We start from the raw sequence: 14,791 nt of genomic DNA, 5'->3' as shown, positions 1-14,791 counted from the left end.
CGTCGCTGCATGTGCGCATCACCCTTGTCACTCGCTACGCGCGGTTCAAATTCCACTCGCCCCAGCCGCGACTCCGCCCGATGTTGAACATGGCGCCGAACTCCGAGGCCGGCATCGGTTTTCCGAACAAGTAGCCCTGTCCTTCATCGCAGCCAAGCTGGCGCAAATTGTCTCGTTGCTCGGCTGTCTCGACACCTTCTGCTGTGGTTCTCAGATCGAAGCTTCGCGTCATGTCCACGAGCGCACGCACGACTGACGCGTCTCGCTGCGACTCGACCATCGCCTGCACGAACGAGCGGTCGATCTTGATGCGGCTGAGCGGATAGCGCCTCAGCAGACTGATCGACGCGTAGCCGGTGCCGAAATCGTCAAAAGCAATGCCGACGCCATAGTCGCGCAAACGTTGCAACGCATCGAGCACCACGTCGTCATCGAGCACGATGCTTTCGGTCACTTCGAGTTCTAGCGCCTGTGGTGGCAGGCCATGCCGGTTGAGCACCGCGATCACCTCGTCGACGACGCTCCCGATGCGGAACTGCAAACCAAACAGATTCACGCCGATCCGGAAGGCCGGCGCCCCATGACGGCGCCAGAAGGCAGCCTGTGAACACGCCTCGTCGAGGACCCACGCGCCCACGGCAGCCGCCAAAGGCCCCCGTTCCAGCGCAGGAAGGAACGCCGCCGGGGACAGCAATCCGCGCTGTGGATGCCGCCAACGAATGAGCGCTTCCGCACCGGTCAGCGAGCCATCCGCAAAGTCCACCTGCGGCTGATAGAACAACACGAACTCGCCGTCGTTGACGGCGCGGTGCAGCTCGATGTTATACACACGGCGCTCGACCGCTTCCATGCGCAAGGACTCGACGAACACGAACACCTGACTCGGCCCGTGATGCTTGGCCCTCGACAGCGCGAGATCCGCGTTGCTGATCAGGCTCAGGGCCTCATGCGCATGCTGCGGCGCGACGGCGATGCCACAACATGCGGTCACACGGACGTCGAAGCCCTCAATGACCATCGGCTCGGCGATGGCCGCCGCTGCGGCATCCGCAAAGAGACGCGCGTCCGCCGTCTTCGTCACACCCGGCAGCAACAGGGCGAACTCGTCTGCGCCGATGCGCGCTACGGTGTCGTCTGGCCGGGCGAGGGCCGTCAGTCGTCGCGAGACTTCACAAAGGATGCCGTCACCGACTTCATGCCCCAAGGTGTCGTTGACGTCCTTGAATCCGTCGAGATCGATAATCACAACCGCTGCGCCTGTCATGGACGCCGACGTGATTTCCGTATTGCGGTAGAAGCTTGCGCGGTTCGCCACCCCGGTAAGCACGTCGGTGCTGGCCAGTCGTTTGAGCGCGTCCTTCTCGTCGCGCAGTGCGCTCAGATCGTGCACGTGGGCATTGAACGTCAGTACGCCGTTTTCGTGCCAGCAGAACAGCGAAGCGCTCAGCAGAAACTCGGCGCCGTCGCGGCGCAGTCCATACACCACAGACGGCATCGTGACGCCGTCGACCGAGCCTGCCGCCACCACTTGTGCGATCCGGTCGCGTAACGAGGGCCGGCCATGTTCGGGCACGAGCGTCTCGAGCGTGAGGCCCGGGCCATCGGCGACGTCGTAGCCATAGAGGGTGGCAGCCGCCAGATTCCACTCGAGAATCTTGCCGCTTTCGTCAAAACGGATCATCGCCGTCGGCGAACGGCGCTCGGGTTCCGCGAAAGTGCGCCGGTCGCGCTCGACGAATAGCTCGACGCGCCGCAGCTCCAGCCGGTCGGACGCCATCCTCGCCAGTTCGCGCAGGCGTTCGCCGTCGACGGCGGAGAAGTTGTGATTCGGTTTGGTGTCGATGACGCACAGGGCGCCAAGCGCATGCCCGCCGACGGACATGAGCGGCACGCCCGCATAGAAGCGCACTTGAGAGGGACCGGTGACGAGCGGGTTGTCGTGGAAGCGGTCGTCGCGGCTCGCGTCGGGCACGACCAGCACCGCATCCTGGAGAATGGCATGGGCGCAGAACGAGGCATCGCGGCTCATGTCGACATCGCCGCCTGCAAACCCGGCCGCCGCGGCAAAGAACACGTGATCGTTGCCGACCATGTTGACCGCCGCCACCGGCACGTCAAACATGTGCGCGGCGATACGCACGACGACATCAAGGCTGGGCAGCGGACGGTCACTACCCAGTCCGTATTCAGCCAAAGCAGCGAGTCTCTCGGTTTCCATCGGCAATACAGGGGGACACTTCATCAGTGGTCTCCTCGCCTGAAAGCGGCTTTATCGACAAACCTCGGGCTGTATATGCATGCGTTCAGACACGAAACGTCCCGGTCTTAATGCCGGTGAGGTACGTTCGAGCAAAGGAAGCCCCGTTAATGATGCTTTTCACTATATCGATCGGGATAGTCATCCGGTCGAAATCGGATAATTCGTTTCCGATTAGGCGGATTATAGTGCCAAGACAATTTCTTTTGCATCCGTGCTGATTCGGTATGCGAACCGTATTGCAATGCGATGTTGCGTTACGGCATTCCATACTGTTGTTTGAATCGTGATGATATTAATAACCAATATCAATGTGGCTTACGCAAGCCACGCTAAGGCATCGGGGAGCGACAGCACGTGAGTTCGCGATTCGAATGCGGTCGAGAACAGGTGATCGTGCACGACTTGATCGGGGTCGTAACAGCAGTCTTTCACGGTGAGTAACCGGAAGTCCGCATCGCTTGCATAGGCAATCGATGACAGCATGACCCCGGTCGAGGCGATGCCGACCATGATCAAGGTGTCGATTCCTTTGGCGCAGAGACGTACTTCAAGATCGGTGCCGTGGAACACGCTGGCACGATGCGCAATGATCAGCGGTTCATTGGCCTGCTGGCCCAGTTCCGGTGAAATCCGATCTTCCACGAAAAGCCCTAATTGCTTGATGCCTTGTCCGTTCTTGTTCAACGGACTGACTTCCGGATAGTCGGGGCTAAAGTGAATTTTGGCGAAATAGAGCGCGACACCTTTTGCACGTGCAGCGTCACATAGCTTGCGCGTATTCGAGAGCAGGGTGGGGGCGACAGAAGGGAATAACGCCAGAATGTCGGTCTGATAATGCATGACCACTAGCGCGGTTTTCTCGGGAAGAATGTCCGGCATCGGCATAGTCGCGTTGGGCGCTTTGCATGCGCCTTGCAAGGAATGATGCGCGACTTTAGCACGCCGGTTATGGGTTCGGCGACGAGGGCGGAATGTAAAACGGGCGCCGAAGCGCCCGTCTATGTTGTTAATCCCGGTTGATCAAATCGAGAGGCGTCCCAGCCATTCGCGCACGTGGTCCGCGCGCTCGGCGCGCGGGTTGACTTCGGCGTCGGCGGGCGGCGAGCCAACGAACAGGAAACCCAGAATCTTTTCATTCGGCTCGAAATCGAGCACTTGATGCAGGTCGGCGTCATAAGCATCGGGGCCGGTCGCCCAGAAGCCGCCGTAGCCGAGAATGTGCAGCGCATTGAGCATGTTCATGGTCGCGGCACCGACCGAGAGCAGTTGCTCGCCTTCCGGCACGCTCGTTTGCGTCGAGACGGACGCCGCGATCACGATGATTGCCGGCGCCGCGAATGCCTTGCGACGACGTTGCTCGTGAGTCTCCGCCGGGGCATCAGGATTGCGCTTGGCAGCGATCTCGACCAGTGCCTGGCCCAGATCCTCACGCGCCTCGTCGCGCACGATGACAAAGCGCCACGGACGCAGGCGGCCATGGTCGGGCGCGCGCAACGCCGCATCGAAAACCAGATTCAGTTCCACATCGTTCGGTGCCGGTTCGACCAGCGGCCAGTGCGACTGGCGCGAGAGCAAGGCATCGAGCGCCAGCTGACGCGATGCGGTAACCGGGGCGGCAAAATCGGTGGACGTACCCATCAAGAACTCTCCAGAAACAGATGAGCCATCATCCCCGATTCTTCTCCAAAAAGCAAAATGATTCTCATTTGCGATTATGTCTTGCGTTTATGGCAAGACCGCCTGTGCGGGGGATCTGCGGGGAGCGTGCCGGAATGAAGCGCGGTGGAGCGTGGCAGGCGTCAGGCAAGTTAGCTGGCCAGATGTCCGGCGCAAAAGCTTGTAATCTAGCGCTTTGCCCAGCCGCCCACTGAAAGGCCTATCCATGAGCCAAGCCCCTGTCGAGTACGCCAACGCCACGCCGGAAGTCAAGGCGGTCTTTGAAGACATCATGACGACGCGCGGTGTCCCCGACGTCAACAACTTCTGGAAATTCATCGCCCAACACCCGCCCACGCTGGCCCGCACGTGGGACAGCATCAAGGATGTGATGGCACCGGGGGCGCTCGACCCGCTGATCAAGGAATTGATCTACGTTGCCGTGAGCGTGACGAACAACTGCGGGTACTGCGTCGCCAGCCATACCGCCGCCGCCCGGCGCGCGGGCATGACCGACGAAATGTTCGGCGAGTTGCTGGCGGTGGTCGGCATGGCCAACGAGACCAATCGGCTGGCGGTTGGCTACCGGGTGCCCATCGACCCGGCGTTCGAGCTGCCAGCCAAGTAACGCGTCATCGCGCGGCGCTTCGTTCCATCCACTGGCGATAGCGCCGCGTCTGACATGCCGTTGCGATCTGCTGCAAGATCAAGGCCCTGAGTGGCGACACGTCGGGTTTCGTCGTGCGCCCGGCGCTCAACCGGTTGAGCTGGAATTTGACGACGGCCATGTTGGCCAGCGAGCCGAGTGTCTTGCTCTTCCACGTGATCGGGCGCAGATTCGGCTCGCTGTGTTTGCCATCACGCCAGTGGCGGGGCAACGCAGGGTCGATGGACAAGGCCGTGGCAATGCCGACCATCGCCACGCCGGAATCGATTACCTGCTCGGCCACGGTGCGGCGCCGCACGCCCCCCGTCACCATCAGCGGCATGCGTGCCACGGCCGTGATATCTCGTGCAAATTCCAGAAAATAGGCTTCGCGGGCCAACGTACGCCCGTCGCGCGCTTGCCCCTGCATGGCAGGCGCTTCATAACTTCCCCCAGACATCTCGACCAGATCGACACCCAGCGAGTTGAGCAACTCGACCACACGCTTGGCGTCGTCCGCGCTGAAGCCGCCGCGTTGAAAATCTGCCGAATTCAGTTTCACCGCCACCGCAAAGCCGGGGGACACCGCTTGTCGAACCGCCCGCACGACGTCGATCAACAGGCGGGCACGGTTCTCGAGACTGCCGCCCCACGCGTCCTGACGCTTGTTGGTTAGTGGCGAGAGAAATTGGCTGAGCAAATAACCGTGCGCCGCATGAATCTGCACACCATTGAAGCCAGCCCGCTCGGCAAGCTCGGCGCTGCGAACAAAACGGGCCTGCACGTCAGCAATGTCGGCCGGGGTCAATTCTCTGGGCACGGCGAAGCGCTTGGACAGCGAGCCGAGATCCAGCGCAACTGCCGACGGGGCGACCGTCGGCTGCCCAAGCGCCGATTGCATCTGCCTGCCCGGATGGTTGAGTTGCATCCAGATTTGCGCACCCTGCGCGCGCGCCGTGTCCGCCCAGCGGCGAAAGCGCTCAAGGTGAGCGTCGTCTTGCAGTACGACGCCATTGGGACCGGTCATGGCTTGCGCGTCGATCATGACGTTGCCCGTCAGGATCAAGCCCGCGCCGCCGCGCGCCCACGCGTCATAAAGGCGCAACAGCGCGTCGGATGGCGCGTGGTCGGCGTCGGCCATGTTTTCTTCCATGGCGGCCTTGGCCAGCCGGTTCGGAATCGTGGTGCCGTTGGGCAAGGTAAGGGGAGTGAAGAGCTTCATCGCGTCGCTTCCTCAGTTGACGATGAGGGGACGATAACCTTAAAGTAAGCTTTAATGTCAAGTGCCCGGAGACGGATGATGAAGATTGGTGAGCTGGCGAAGGTCAGCGGGTTGGCGGCGTCGAAGATCCGCTTTTACGAGGCCGAGGGGCTGCTGCCCGACGCGCAACGGCAGGCCAACGGCTACCGCGACTACGGAGACGATGCCCTGACGAGGCTCGATATCATTCGCCGCGCCCAGAATGCCGGTTTTTCGCTCGACGAGATTCGTTCGATTTTGCCGCCCGATCTCAGCGCATGGCCGCACGACGTACTGCTCGAAGTGCTACGCCGCAAGGTCGGCGAGATCGAGCAACTGGAACAGAGCTTAGCGCAGAGCAAACACAACATTTCGGCGCTGATCGACGCGATCGAGCAGCGTGGGGAAGGCGAGGGATGTGGGGAGGCGGCGCAGCGCGTGCTGACATCGCTGCGCAACACCCCGGTGGAACCGCCGCTCAAGAACGGGCGGACACGCAAGCGGGCCTGAGCTGCCTGCGGGTGCACTTATGCCAACGCTATCGAAGCCGCGACCTATGATGAATTGGGAGCTGTTTTTGCAACGGTTTCCGTTTCGCGGGTGAACCGATACCAATTCTGATGACGAGACGCCCGCAGGAGGCGTTTCTTCATGAATCCGATCACATCATTTCTCGTACTGGTCCTGCTGCTGATGGGCGCGGTGGCCGGTGTGTATGTCAGCCCCTATCTGGCGGCATGTTTCGTCGTCGCGGCCATGCTGCTCGCGTCGACGTTGAAGATGGCCAACGCGTGGCAGAAGTTCGTCATTTTGCGTGCCGGCAAACTTCAGAGCGTGAAGGGCCCCGGGCTGTTCATGATTCTGCCGGTCGTCGACAACGTGACCGCCATCATTGATACCCGCATTCAAACCACGGCGTTCAACGCGGAACAGGCGCTGACGAAAGACACGGTGCCGGTGAACGTCGACGCCATCATCTTCTGGCATGTGCACGACGCCGAGCGGGCGGCGCTCGCCATTACGGATTACCGGCAGGCAATCGACCGGGTCGCGCAGACGTCGCTGCGCGAGATGATCGGTGCGTCGATGCTGTCGTCGCTGCTCTCGGACAGAAAAGCCTCGGACGAGCAGTTGCGCGCCGATATCAGCGCTAAGACAGCGGCGTGGGGGATTGCGGTGATTTCGGTGGAAGTACGGGACGTCGCGATTCCCGTGGCGCTTCAGGACGCGATGTCCAGACAGGCGCAGGCCGAGCGGGAGAAGCAGGCTCGCATGATTCTCGGGTCGGCGGAAGCGGTCATTGCGGCGCGATTTGTCGAAGCCGCGACGATCTACGAAGGCCATCCGCAGGCTTTGCAGTTGCGGGCGATGAACATCATCTACGAGACGACCAAGGAGCGTGGGGCTACCATCCTGATGCCGTCATCGATGGTCGACAGCATGAATCCGGCAGTGCTGGCCTTCGCGGTGGGCAGTACCGATCCGTCCACGACGGCGCCGACGCTGAAGACGGCGGCTTGAACGTTGGATGTGATGAGCCGTCAGGTGGCGATCGTATCGGGGAGGAGTCGTGTGAATTCGCGTCTGACCACGCTATAGCACTCGCAGACGCGTTTCTCGAGACCCTCCCGATCGAGCACCTTGATATGGCCGTGGCTGTATTGAATCAACCCCGCCGTCTGGAGTTTCAGGGCAGCTTCGGTGACGCCGGAGCGGCGTACGCCGAGCATGTTGGCGATCAACTCCTGCGTCATCTGAAGCTCGTTGGACGGCAGAAGATCGAGGCTCAACAAGAGCCAGCGGCAGAGTTGCTGATCGATGGAGTGATGGCGATTGCAGACGGCCGTCTGGGCCATTTGCGTAATCAATGCCTGTGTGTAACGCAATAGCAAGCGTTGCAAGGGACCGGCGCGTCTGAATTCGTCTTTGAGTACTCGCGCGCTGAGGCGGTAGGCATAACCGGCGCTTTGCACGATAGCGCGGCTTGGAGTGGTTTCACCGCCCATGAATAGCGCGATACCGATCAGTCCGTCGTTGCCCACGATGGCGATCTCGGCGGATGCGCCGTCTTCCATCACATAGAGCAGGGAAACAATGGCGGTCGTCGGGAAATAGACGTGAGCCAACTGATCGCCCGACTCGTAAATCACTTTGCCAAGCGGCATCTCAACCAGCATCAGTTCAGGCGCAATCCGATTCCACTCGTTCGGAGGCAGCACAGCCAGCAGACGGTTCGCACCCTGATTCGGTTGCGGCGACATTCGTTTTCCCCTTCATGAACGCAAGCGGGTTCATGCCTGTGCATTCTTGTCTGCCAGCGTGGGCGTGTCAATCCTGCGTATACCGCCGGTCTCGCTGGTCAGGCGTGCGGTTTGGGAGTGCTACGAACATGCCGCTGCTGCATTCGATGGATAAGCAGGCATGGGTTGGCGGAGGGCGGCGCTGTCAACGCCGCCTCTTCCCCGCGACCATTACCCCAACCGATAAACCTTCGCCACCGTCTCACGGAACAGGGCGGCGCGTTCCGCGGGGCTGGCTTGTGCCGTCAGGCGCTTGAAAGCGTTCCAGCCGTTGTTGAACGTGTATGAACCCTTATCGACCGGGAAGTTGCTCTCGAACATGCAGCGATCGGCGCCGAAGGCTTCGATACACGTGTGCATCCACGGCTTCCACGCTTCGGCGAGGGCTTCCGATGACGGCGAACGCTTTCCCTTCTCGAAGTCGAAGCCGTTGATCCGCATCCCTAATCCGCCAACTTTCACGTAAACGTTTGGCAACTGGGCCAGCTCGCGCATCGACCGTGACCACCGCGTGAACACCTCGTCGCGTGCGTTCTCGTAGCTGGCAATACGCACCACGCCGCCGCAGTGATTGACGACGAACCGCGTCTCCGGATACGCCTTTGCCAAATCGAACAACTCCGGCAACTGTGGGAAAAACAGCCACGCATCGTACGACAGACCCAGCGGCCCCAACTGCGCGACACCGGCACGGTAGTCCTTGTCGAGCAACAACCCGCGCGGTGCTGCGGAGAGCGGATTGACCAGCGTCTGGTCCGCGTCCCACGTCACCAGATGCCGCACGCCCTTAAAGCGGCCTTGTCCCACGGCGAGATGCGCTTCCAGTACCTCACGCACCGCAGCACCGCGTCGCAAATCGGCATACCCGACCATGCCCTGCGCCACACGCGGCGCGGCATGTTGCAGCGGCGCCGTGATTTCTGCGACGTATTGCGTTTCACCGACCGGGCGCAGCGCCTCCGGTCCCGACTGTCGATATCGCGTCAACGCCTGCATGAACACCGACGCCGTGATGTTGTGCCCGCCGCGTGCGTCTTCCAGATACTCGTCAAGCAGGTAGATCCAGCCCGGGCGCTCGTAAAAATGGTGGTGCGCATCGATGATGGGCATCGTTGGCTCAAGGGCCGCTTCGTTGCCCGCGGCCAGCCATTCGGCACGCACGGGCAGATAGTTGCTGGTCGCCGACATGGGGCGGGATTCCTCTTTTGCGAAAACACGGGTGGCCGACAGTGCCGCCGACGCCGCCGCGACCTGCAAGAGCATGCGGCGCGCCGGTGATTGAATACCGCGCATTATTTCTCCTCCTGCGGAAACGCGAACAACGCGAGTGTGAGCAACGTGGTGACGCCGAGTACGATCGACAGACCCAACATGCCTGCTGTGAACGTGCCGAAACTGTCTTTCAGATAGCCCACGAGATATGGCCCCGCAAAGCCGCCCAGCGCACCAATCGAATTGATGAGAGCGAGCCCGCCCGCAGCTGCCTGACCCGACAGGAAACGCGCCGGCAGCGTGAAGAAAATCGTGCGTCCCGCGATGGTGCCAATCAGCGCAAGCGTGATGCCGGTCATGGCAGGCAGGAGCTGATTGAAATACGTCGATACGCCCAACGCCACCGCCCCGATCAGCAACCCCGCCGCCAGATTCGCGATGTGCCCGCCGCGACGGTCCACACGCTTGGCCCACCACAGCAGCGCAATCGTGGCGAAGAAGTACGGCACCGCCGAGAGCCAGCCCGTCTGCGTGACGCTCATACCGTGCGCCTTGAGCATCTGCGGCAGCCAGATACCGATGCCGTACGAACCCATCGTGAAGCCGAACGAGATCGAGGCGAGCAGATAGACACGCACGTCTTTGAGCGCCGCGCCAAAGTCCTTCTTTTTCTTGCTGGCCGAGCCCTCACGTTCGAAGGCTTGTTGCAGCGCCTGCCGCTCGTCGGGTGTGAGCCACTTAGCGTCGGCAGGCTTGTCCGCGAGAAGCTTCAACACGAGATAGCCGAGCAAACATGCCGGCAAGCCCTCGATGATGAACATCCACTTCCAGCCCGCGAGACCGAGCATCCCGTCCATTTGCAGCAACCACGTCGACAACGGGCCGCCGACCAGCGACGACAACGGTGTGGACACCGTGAACCACGCCAGCACCCGCGTGCGGTAGTTCGCGGGAAACCAGACCGCAAGGAAGAAAATCACGCCGGGGAAGAAGCCGGCTTCGCCAATGCCCAGCAACAGCCGAATCACATAGAAGCTCATCGGGCCGGTAGCGAGCGCCGTGGCCGCCGCGAAGATGCCCCACGTGATCATGATTCGCGCCAGCCAGCGGCGCGCGCCGAAGCGATAGAGCGCGAGATTGCTCGGCACTTCGCACAGGCAATAACCCGCAAACATGATGCCCGCACCCCAACCGAATTGCGTGGCCGTCAGGCCGAGATCGCGATTCATCGTGAGCGCGGCGAACCCGACGCTGGTGCGGTCCAGATAGTTGAAGAAATAGGCGAGGGCAAGCAACGGAATGAAGCGCCACGCGGCTTTTTGCACCGCGCTCTGCTCCAGGGAGTCGCCCAGCGGCATAGCCGCCGGTGTCGTACGTGATAACGAGGTCATGGTTGTCTCCTGCATATTGCCGGGCGTGCGTGCCGCTATTGCGGTCGGCACGGCCCGGCGTTCTTGTGTGTCACTTCACGAAATCAGGGGTTCAGGCGCTGGCAAGTTCAGTCGGTGATGGCGGCGCTGCCGACACTGCGTCGGCGTGTGATGCCGCGCATCGGACGACACCGGCATCGGCAAGACGCCCGATGTCGTCCGGCGAGTAGCCCAGTTGGGTCAGCAAAGCCTGTGTGTCTTGCCCAAGCGAAGGCGGCGCGGCGCGCAGTGGCAACCGCTCGCCCGCCAGCGTGATCGGCAGCAGCGCGGTGCGCGTTGTGACCGATTCCCCTGCGGCACTGGCGTCAGGGGGCAACGTGACTTCAGCCAGACCGCCGGTGGCCAGCAAATGCGGATCGTCGAACAACGCCTGCGGCTTCGTGATCGGCGCATAAGGCAGCCCGGCACGCTCGAAGACGGCGCCAATATGTGCCGCGCTGAACGCTTCCATATGCTGGCGAAGTTGCGGCATCAGCCACTCACGCGCCTGCACACGCTGGTTGTTCGTGGCGAGCCGTTCGTCCGCCTTGAACGCAGGCAAGCCGAACGCGTCGCAGAACAGTGCCCACTGCGTATCGGAGACCACCGCCAGAAAGATCTGTTCGCCATCCTTGACGGTGAAGACGTCGTACACGGCCCACGCGGAGATCCGGCTCGGCATCGGTGCGGCGGGGCGCCCCGTCACGGCGAACTGCATCATGTGCTGCGCCATCAGGAAGACGTTGTTCTCGAACAGCGCGCTCTGCACTTCCTGTCCTTGGCCAGTGCGCTCGCGCTGCGCCAGTGCTGCCATCGCGCCGATGGCACCGAACATGCCGCCCATGACATCGTTGACGCTCGCACCGGCTCGCAACGGCTTGCCTTCCGGCCCCGTCATGTACGCCAGGCCGCCCATCATCTGCACGACTTCGTCGAGCGCCGTGCGGTGGTCGTACGGGCCCGGCAAAAAGCCTTTGTGCGATACGTAGACGAGTCGCGGATTGAGCCGGGAGAGCGTGTCGTAACCCAGCCCGAGCTTGTCCATCGTCCCGCTCTTGAAGTTCTCGCTGAAGACATCCGCGTTGGCGAGCAACCGGTGCACGATCTCGACGCCGCGAGGGTCTTTCAGATCGACGGCCAGACTCTTCTTGTTGCGATTGAACGTGCTGAAGAATCCCGCGCCGGACCCGCGCAGATTGCGCGTGCTGTCCCCGGTGATCGGCTCGACCTTGATGACTTCCGCGCCGAGGTCGGCCAGCACCATGCCACACGTCGGGCCCATCACCATGTGCGTCATCTCGACGACGCGCACGCCGCTGTACGGCAGCGATTGTTCGCTTTTTACACCGCTCATTGCGCGTCTCCGAGCAAGCAGCCTTCCGGTTGCGGTGCGCTGGGGGCGCGTCCGTCGGCGTAGTGGAAACCCTTCGGCAGCCCGGCATCCTGCACGTGGCCGTACAACGCTTCACCCGGCAGGGATTCGGCCAGCACGGCACGCGCTGCGGCAAGGGCGTCGACGTCGATACCGGTGTCGTAGCCCATCGCTTCGAGCAGAAACACCAGATCCTCCGTCACGATGTTGCCGGTCGCGCCGGGCGCGTACGGACATCCGCCAAGCCCGGCCTGACTCGCGTCGATGGTCGTCACGCCGGCATCGAGTGCGGCAACCACGTTGGCCAGCCCTTGGCCGCGCGTGTTGTGAAAATGCGCGCCGCCCGCCTTGCTGCCCACTTCGGCCTGCAAGCGACGGAACAGCCGGCGGACCTGCACCGGGTTGGCGTATCCGCTGGTATCCGACAAGCCCACTTCGTCGACACCGCACTCGGCCATGGCGAGACACATGCGCAGGGTCTGGTCATCGGTGACGTTGCCCGCAATCGTGCAACCAAATGCCACCGAAACCCCGGCTTCGATTTCGATGCCGGGGAAACGCGCGTCGCGCAGCGCCACGATTTCGCGCACTTCTTCGATCATCTGCGCCGTGGTCTTGCGAATGTTGGCCATCGAATGCTCGTCGGTGACCGAGACGGGCAACGTCAACTTATGCACGCCGGCTTCGAATGCCGCTTGGGAGCCACGCAGGTTTGGGGCGAGCACGGCCACGCGAAGGCCCGGAATCGACAGGGCATGGGCGACGACGTCGTGGATGTCGGCCATCTGCGGCAACAACTTGGCCGGCACGAACGAGCCGACTTCGATTTCTTTGAGACCGGCGGCGGCAAGCGCGGAAATCCAGCGCAGCTTGGCGGCGGTCGGCATCACGCGCTTCAAACTTTGCAGTCCGTCGCGAGGGCCGACTTCGCTCACGAGGACTCGCGGGGCGGAAGATTGTGTCATTCGGAGACTCCTGTTAGTTCTATCAGAAAGAACTACGTTCTATTTGATAGAACTATACGGGCATCATCGGCGGCGTTTAAGTTGGGTAAACCCGTATTTTCCTCATTTTATGGAACTTGTGTTCTATCCGGTAGAACTGTAGAGTGGCCGCATTCAACGAATTCATGACAGGGGACGCGAGTGGCACACGAGGAATCGGACATGACGGCGCAAGCGTCGGACGGTGGCAGCGGGGTGGCCGTGCTGGATCGAGCATTCGCGATCCTCAACGCGTTCGGCCCATCTGAGGATGGTTTGACGCTCACCGAAATCTCGCTGCGCACCGATCTCTACAAGAGCACGGTGTTGCGATTGCTCGGTGCGCTTGAACACGGTGGTTTCATTCGCAAGCTCGGCGACGGGCGCTATGCCATCGGGCCACAGCCGCTGCGCCTCGCAGCGCGCTATCAGCGGTCGTTTCAAGTCGGGCCGGTGATCGAGCCGGTCCTTCAGCAGTTGAGCCGCGAACTGGGCGAAACCGCTTCGTTGTATGTCCGTCAGGGCGACCAACGATTGGTGCTGTACCGGGTGGAGCCGACGCGCGCGGTGCGCGTGTCGATCCGAATCGGCGAAGAGTTTCCGATTTCGAAAGGCGCTTCGGGGAAGGTGTTGCTCGCGTTCACGGCGAGCGACGATCCGCGTTGGGACGACGTGCGCGAGCGTCTCTGGGCCGTCTCGTTCGGCGAACGCGATCCGGAAACAGCCTCGGTGTCGGTGCCGGTGTTTGGGGCGAGCGGTGAGTTCGTCGGTGCGCTGACGCTCTCGGGACCGAAAGCGCGCTTCGACATGGCGTCAGCGGTTAAACAGGCGCTGACGGCGTTACTCGATGGGGCACGTCGCGCAACGGTCGCGCTGGGTGGCATGGGCGAGCGCTACGACGCAAGTCTTGCGGCGACGCGCCAATCGGGATTTACGGTGCCGGGGCAGGGCGCAAACGCCTGAGCGCCTGCCCCTGAACGGCCGGCGATGTTAATCGCCCTTGCGAATCGCCTCCGCCACGACGGTGAGCACCTCCGTGGCCGTATTCTCGGAGTGCGCCTTGAGCACTGCACCCAGACGCGGGCGGCCATCCTCTCTCAGCGCACGCATGATCTGCTCATGCTCTTCGTGCGATTCCTGCCAACGCAAATGATCGGCATTTGCCGCGCCACGCGCGCGGTGAACCTTGCTCATCAACGCCGCGTAAATCGATGACAGCACCGGGTTGGCCGCACCGTCGACGATCAGTTGATGAATCTCCTGATTGATGCGGAAGTAGTCGGTGCGATTCCCCTTGCTGTGCGCGTCGAGCATCTGAAGATGCTTCTTTTCAAGCGTCCGTAGCGCCACATCCGTCAGGCGTATCGCGGCCAATTCGCCCGCGGTGCGCTCCAGTCCATGCAGCGTCTCGAAGGTGGCGCGCAACTCCTCCAGATCGAGCGGTGCCACGCGGTAGCCGATGTACTGCCGGTGCAGTACCAGTCCCTCCGACACCAATGTCTTCAACGCCTCGCGCAAGGGCGTCTTCGAAACATCGAAAAGCTCGCAAAGCGCCTTCTCATCGATGCGTTCGCCGGGCGGGAGTTCGCCTTCTTCAATCATCACGCGAAGGCGGGCAGCGATCTCGGCGGACATACCGAGCGTGCGAAGTCTGGGGGAGTGCTGGAGCGGGAGGGCCACGGTGTCTCGTTATCAATTATCAGTGTCGAAAAG

14 protein-coding genes are annotated in these 14,791 nt (G+C 62.0%); 4 read left to right on the top strand and 10 right to left on the bottom strand.

Going from position 1 to position 14,791, the window contains the following annotated elements; all coding sequences use genetic code 11:
* Window positions 1-34 precede the first annotated feature (34 nt).
* The 3 genes from CDV44_RS08510 to CDV44_RS08500 form a co-directional block, all read right to left on the bottom strand.
* On the bottom strand, window positions 35-2,242 hold the full coding sequence (locus CDV44_RS08510; RefSeq protein WP_087687636.1) for a bifunctional diguanylate cyclase/phosphodiesterase: 2,208 nt from the start codon (window positions 2,240-2,242) through the stop codon (window positions 35-37).
* Window positions 2,243-2,575: 333 nt separating this feature from the next.
* Window positions 2,576-3,145 carry an isochorismatase family cysteine hydrolase gene (locus tag CDV44_RS08505; RefSeq protein ID WP_087687635.1) on the bottom strand — a complete coding sequence of 190 codons (570 nt, stop codon included), beginning with the start codon at window positions 3,143-3,145 and terminating at the stop codon, window positions 2,576-2,578.
* Window positions 3,146-3,280: 135 nt separating this feature from the next.
* Window positions 3,281-3,898: a nitroreductase gene (locus CDV44_RS08500; RefSeq protein ID WP_058378587.1), complete on the bottom strand. Its 618-nt coding sequence runs from the start codon at window positions 3,896-3,898 to the stop codon at window positions 3,281-3,283.
* 244 nt (window positions 3,899-4,142) lie between these two features.
* Here CDV44_RS08500 and CDV44_RS08495 point away from each other — a divergent pair, with 244 nt between their 5' ends.
* Entirely contained in the window at window positions 4,143-4,544 is a 402-nt protein-coding gene (locus tag CDV44_RS08495) for a carboxymuconolactone decarboxylase family protein (protein WP_087687634.1), read from the top strand.
* 4 nt (window positions 4,545-4,548) lie between these two features.
* On the opposite strand, the gene CDV44_RS08490 is transcribed toward CDV44_RS08495, so the two are convergent.
* Window positions 4,549-5,784, bottom strand: a complete 1,236-nt coding sequence (locus CDV44_RS08490) for an NADH:flavin oxidoreductase/NADH oxidase family protein (protein WP_087687633.1) — start codon at window positions 5,782-5,784, stop codon at window positions 4,549-4,551.
* 78 nt (window positions 5,785-5,862) lie between these two features.
* Between CDV44_RS08490 and CDV44_RS08485 the strand changes: the two genes are divergently transcribed.
* Together CDV44_RS08485 and CDV44_RS08480 are read left to right on the top strand one after the other, a co-directional pair.
* On the top strand, window positions 5,863-6,312 hold the full coding sequence (locus CDV44_RS08485) for a MerR family transcriptional regulator (protein ID WP_087687632.1): 450 nt from the start codon (window positions 5,863-5,865) through the stop codon (window positions 6,310-6,312).
* 141 nt (window positions 6,313-6,453) lie between these two features.
* The gene (locus CDV44_RS08480) at window positions 6,454-7,323 is read left to right on the top strand and encodes a slipin family protein (RefSeq protein ID WP_087687631.1); all 870 of its coding nucleotides are present in this window, start codon (window positions 6,454-6,456) and stop codon (window positions 7,321-7,323) included.
* Window positions 7,324-7,343: 20 nt separating this feature from the next.
* On the opposite strand, the gene CDV44_RS08475 is transcribed toward CDV44_RS08480, so the two are convergent.
* The 5 genes from CDV44_RS08475 to CDV44_RS08455 form a co-directional block, all read right to left on the bottom strand.
* Window positions 7,344-8,063, bottom strand: a complete 720-nt coding sequence (locus CDV44_RS08475) for a Crp/Fnr family transcriptional regulator (RefSeq protein WP_087687630.1) — start codon at window positions 8,061-8,063, stop codon at window positions 7,344-7,346.
* Between the two features lie 210 nt (window positions 8,064-8,273).
* Complete coding sequence (locus tag CDV44_RS08470) at window positions 8,274-9,395, bottom strand: amidohydrolase (RefSeq protein ID WP_170935910.1); 1,122 nt, start codon at window positions 9,393-9,395, stop codon at window positions 8,274-8,276.
* Window positions 9,395-10,705, bottom strand: coding sequence for an MFS transporter (locus tag CDV44_RS08465; protein WP_087687629.1), 1,311 nt, complete (start codon window positions 10,703-10,705; stop codon window positions 9,395-9,397). The genes CDV44_RS08470 and CDV44_RS08465 overlap by 1 nt, the downstream gene beginning before the upstream one ends.
* 91 nt (window positions 10,706-10,796) lie before the next feature.
* Entirely contained in the window at window positions 10,797-12,077 is a 1,281-nt protein-coding gene (locus CDV44_RS08460; protein ID WP_087687628.1) for a CaiB/BaiF CoA-transferase family protein, read from the bottom strand.
* On the bottom strand, window positions 12,074-13,060 hold the full coding sequence (locus tag CDV44_RS08455) for a hydroxymethylglutaryl-CoA lyase (protein WP_087687627.1): 987 nt from the start codon (window positions 13,058-13,060) through the stop codon (window positions 12,074-12,076). Before CDV44_RS08455 ends, CDV44_RS08460 begins: the two co-directional genes overlap by 4 nt.
* Before the next feature lie 201 nt (window positions 13,061-13,261).
* Here CDV44_RS08455 and CDV44_RS08450 point away from each other — a divergent pair, with 201 nt between their 5' ends.
* Window positions 13,262-14,041: an IclR family transcriptional regulator gene (locus CDV44_RS08450; RefSeq protein WP_087687626.1), complete on the top strand. Its 780-nt coding sequence runs from the start codon at window positions 13,262-13,264 to the stop codon at window positions 14,039-14,041.
* A 27-nt stretch (window positions 14,042-14,068) separates the two neighbouring features.
* Here CDV44_RS08450 and CDV44_RS08445 read toward each other — a convergent pair whose 3' ends face one another.
* Window positions 14,069-14,713, bottom strand: a complete 645-nt coding sequence (locus CDV44_RS08445; protein WP_087687625.1) for a GntR family transcriptional regulator — start codon at window positions 14,711-14,713, stop codon at window positions 14,069-14,071.
* Between the last annotated feature and the right edge of the window lie 78 nt (window positions 14,714-14,791).

This window comes from Pandoraea sp. PE-S2R-1 (assembly GCF_002179865.1).
Classification (GTDB): Bacteria; Pseudomonadota; Gammaproteobacteria; order Burkholderiales; family Burkholderiaceae; genus Pandoraea.
This window is presented reverse-complemented; position numbering and strand designations above follow the sequence as displayed.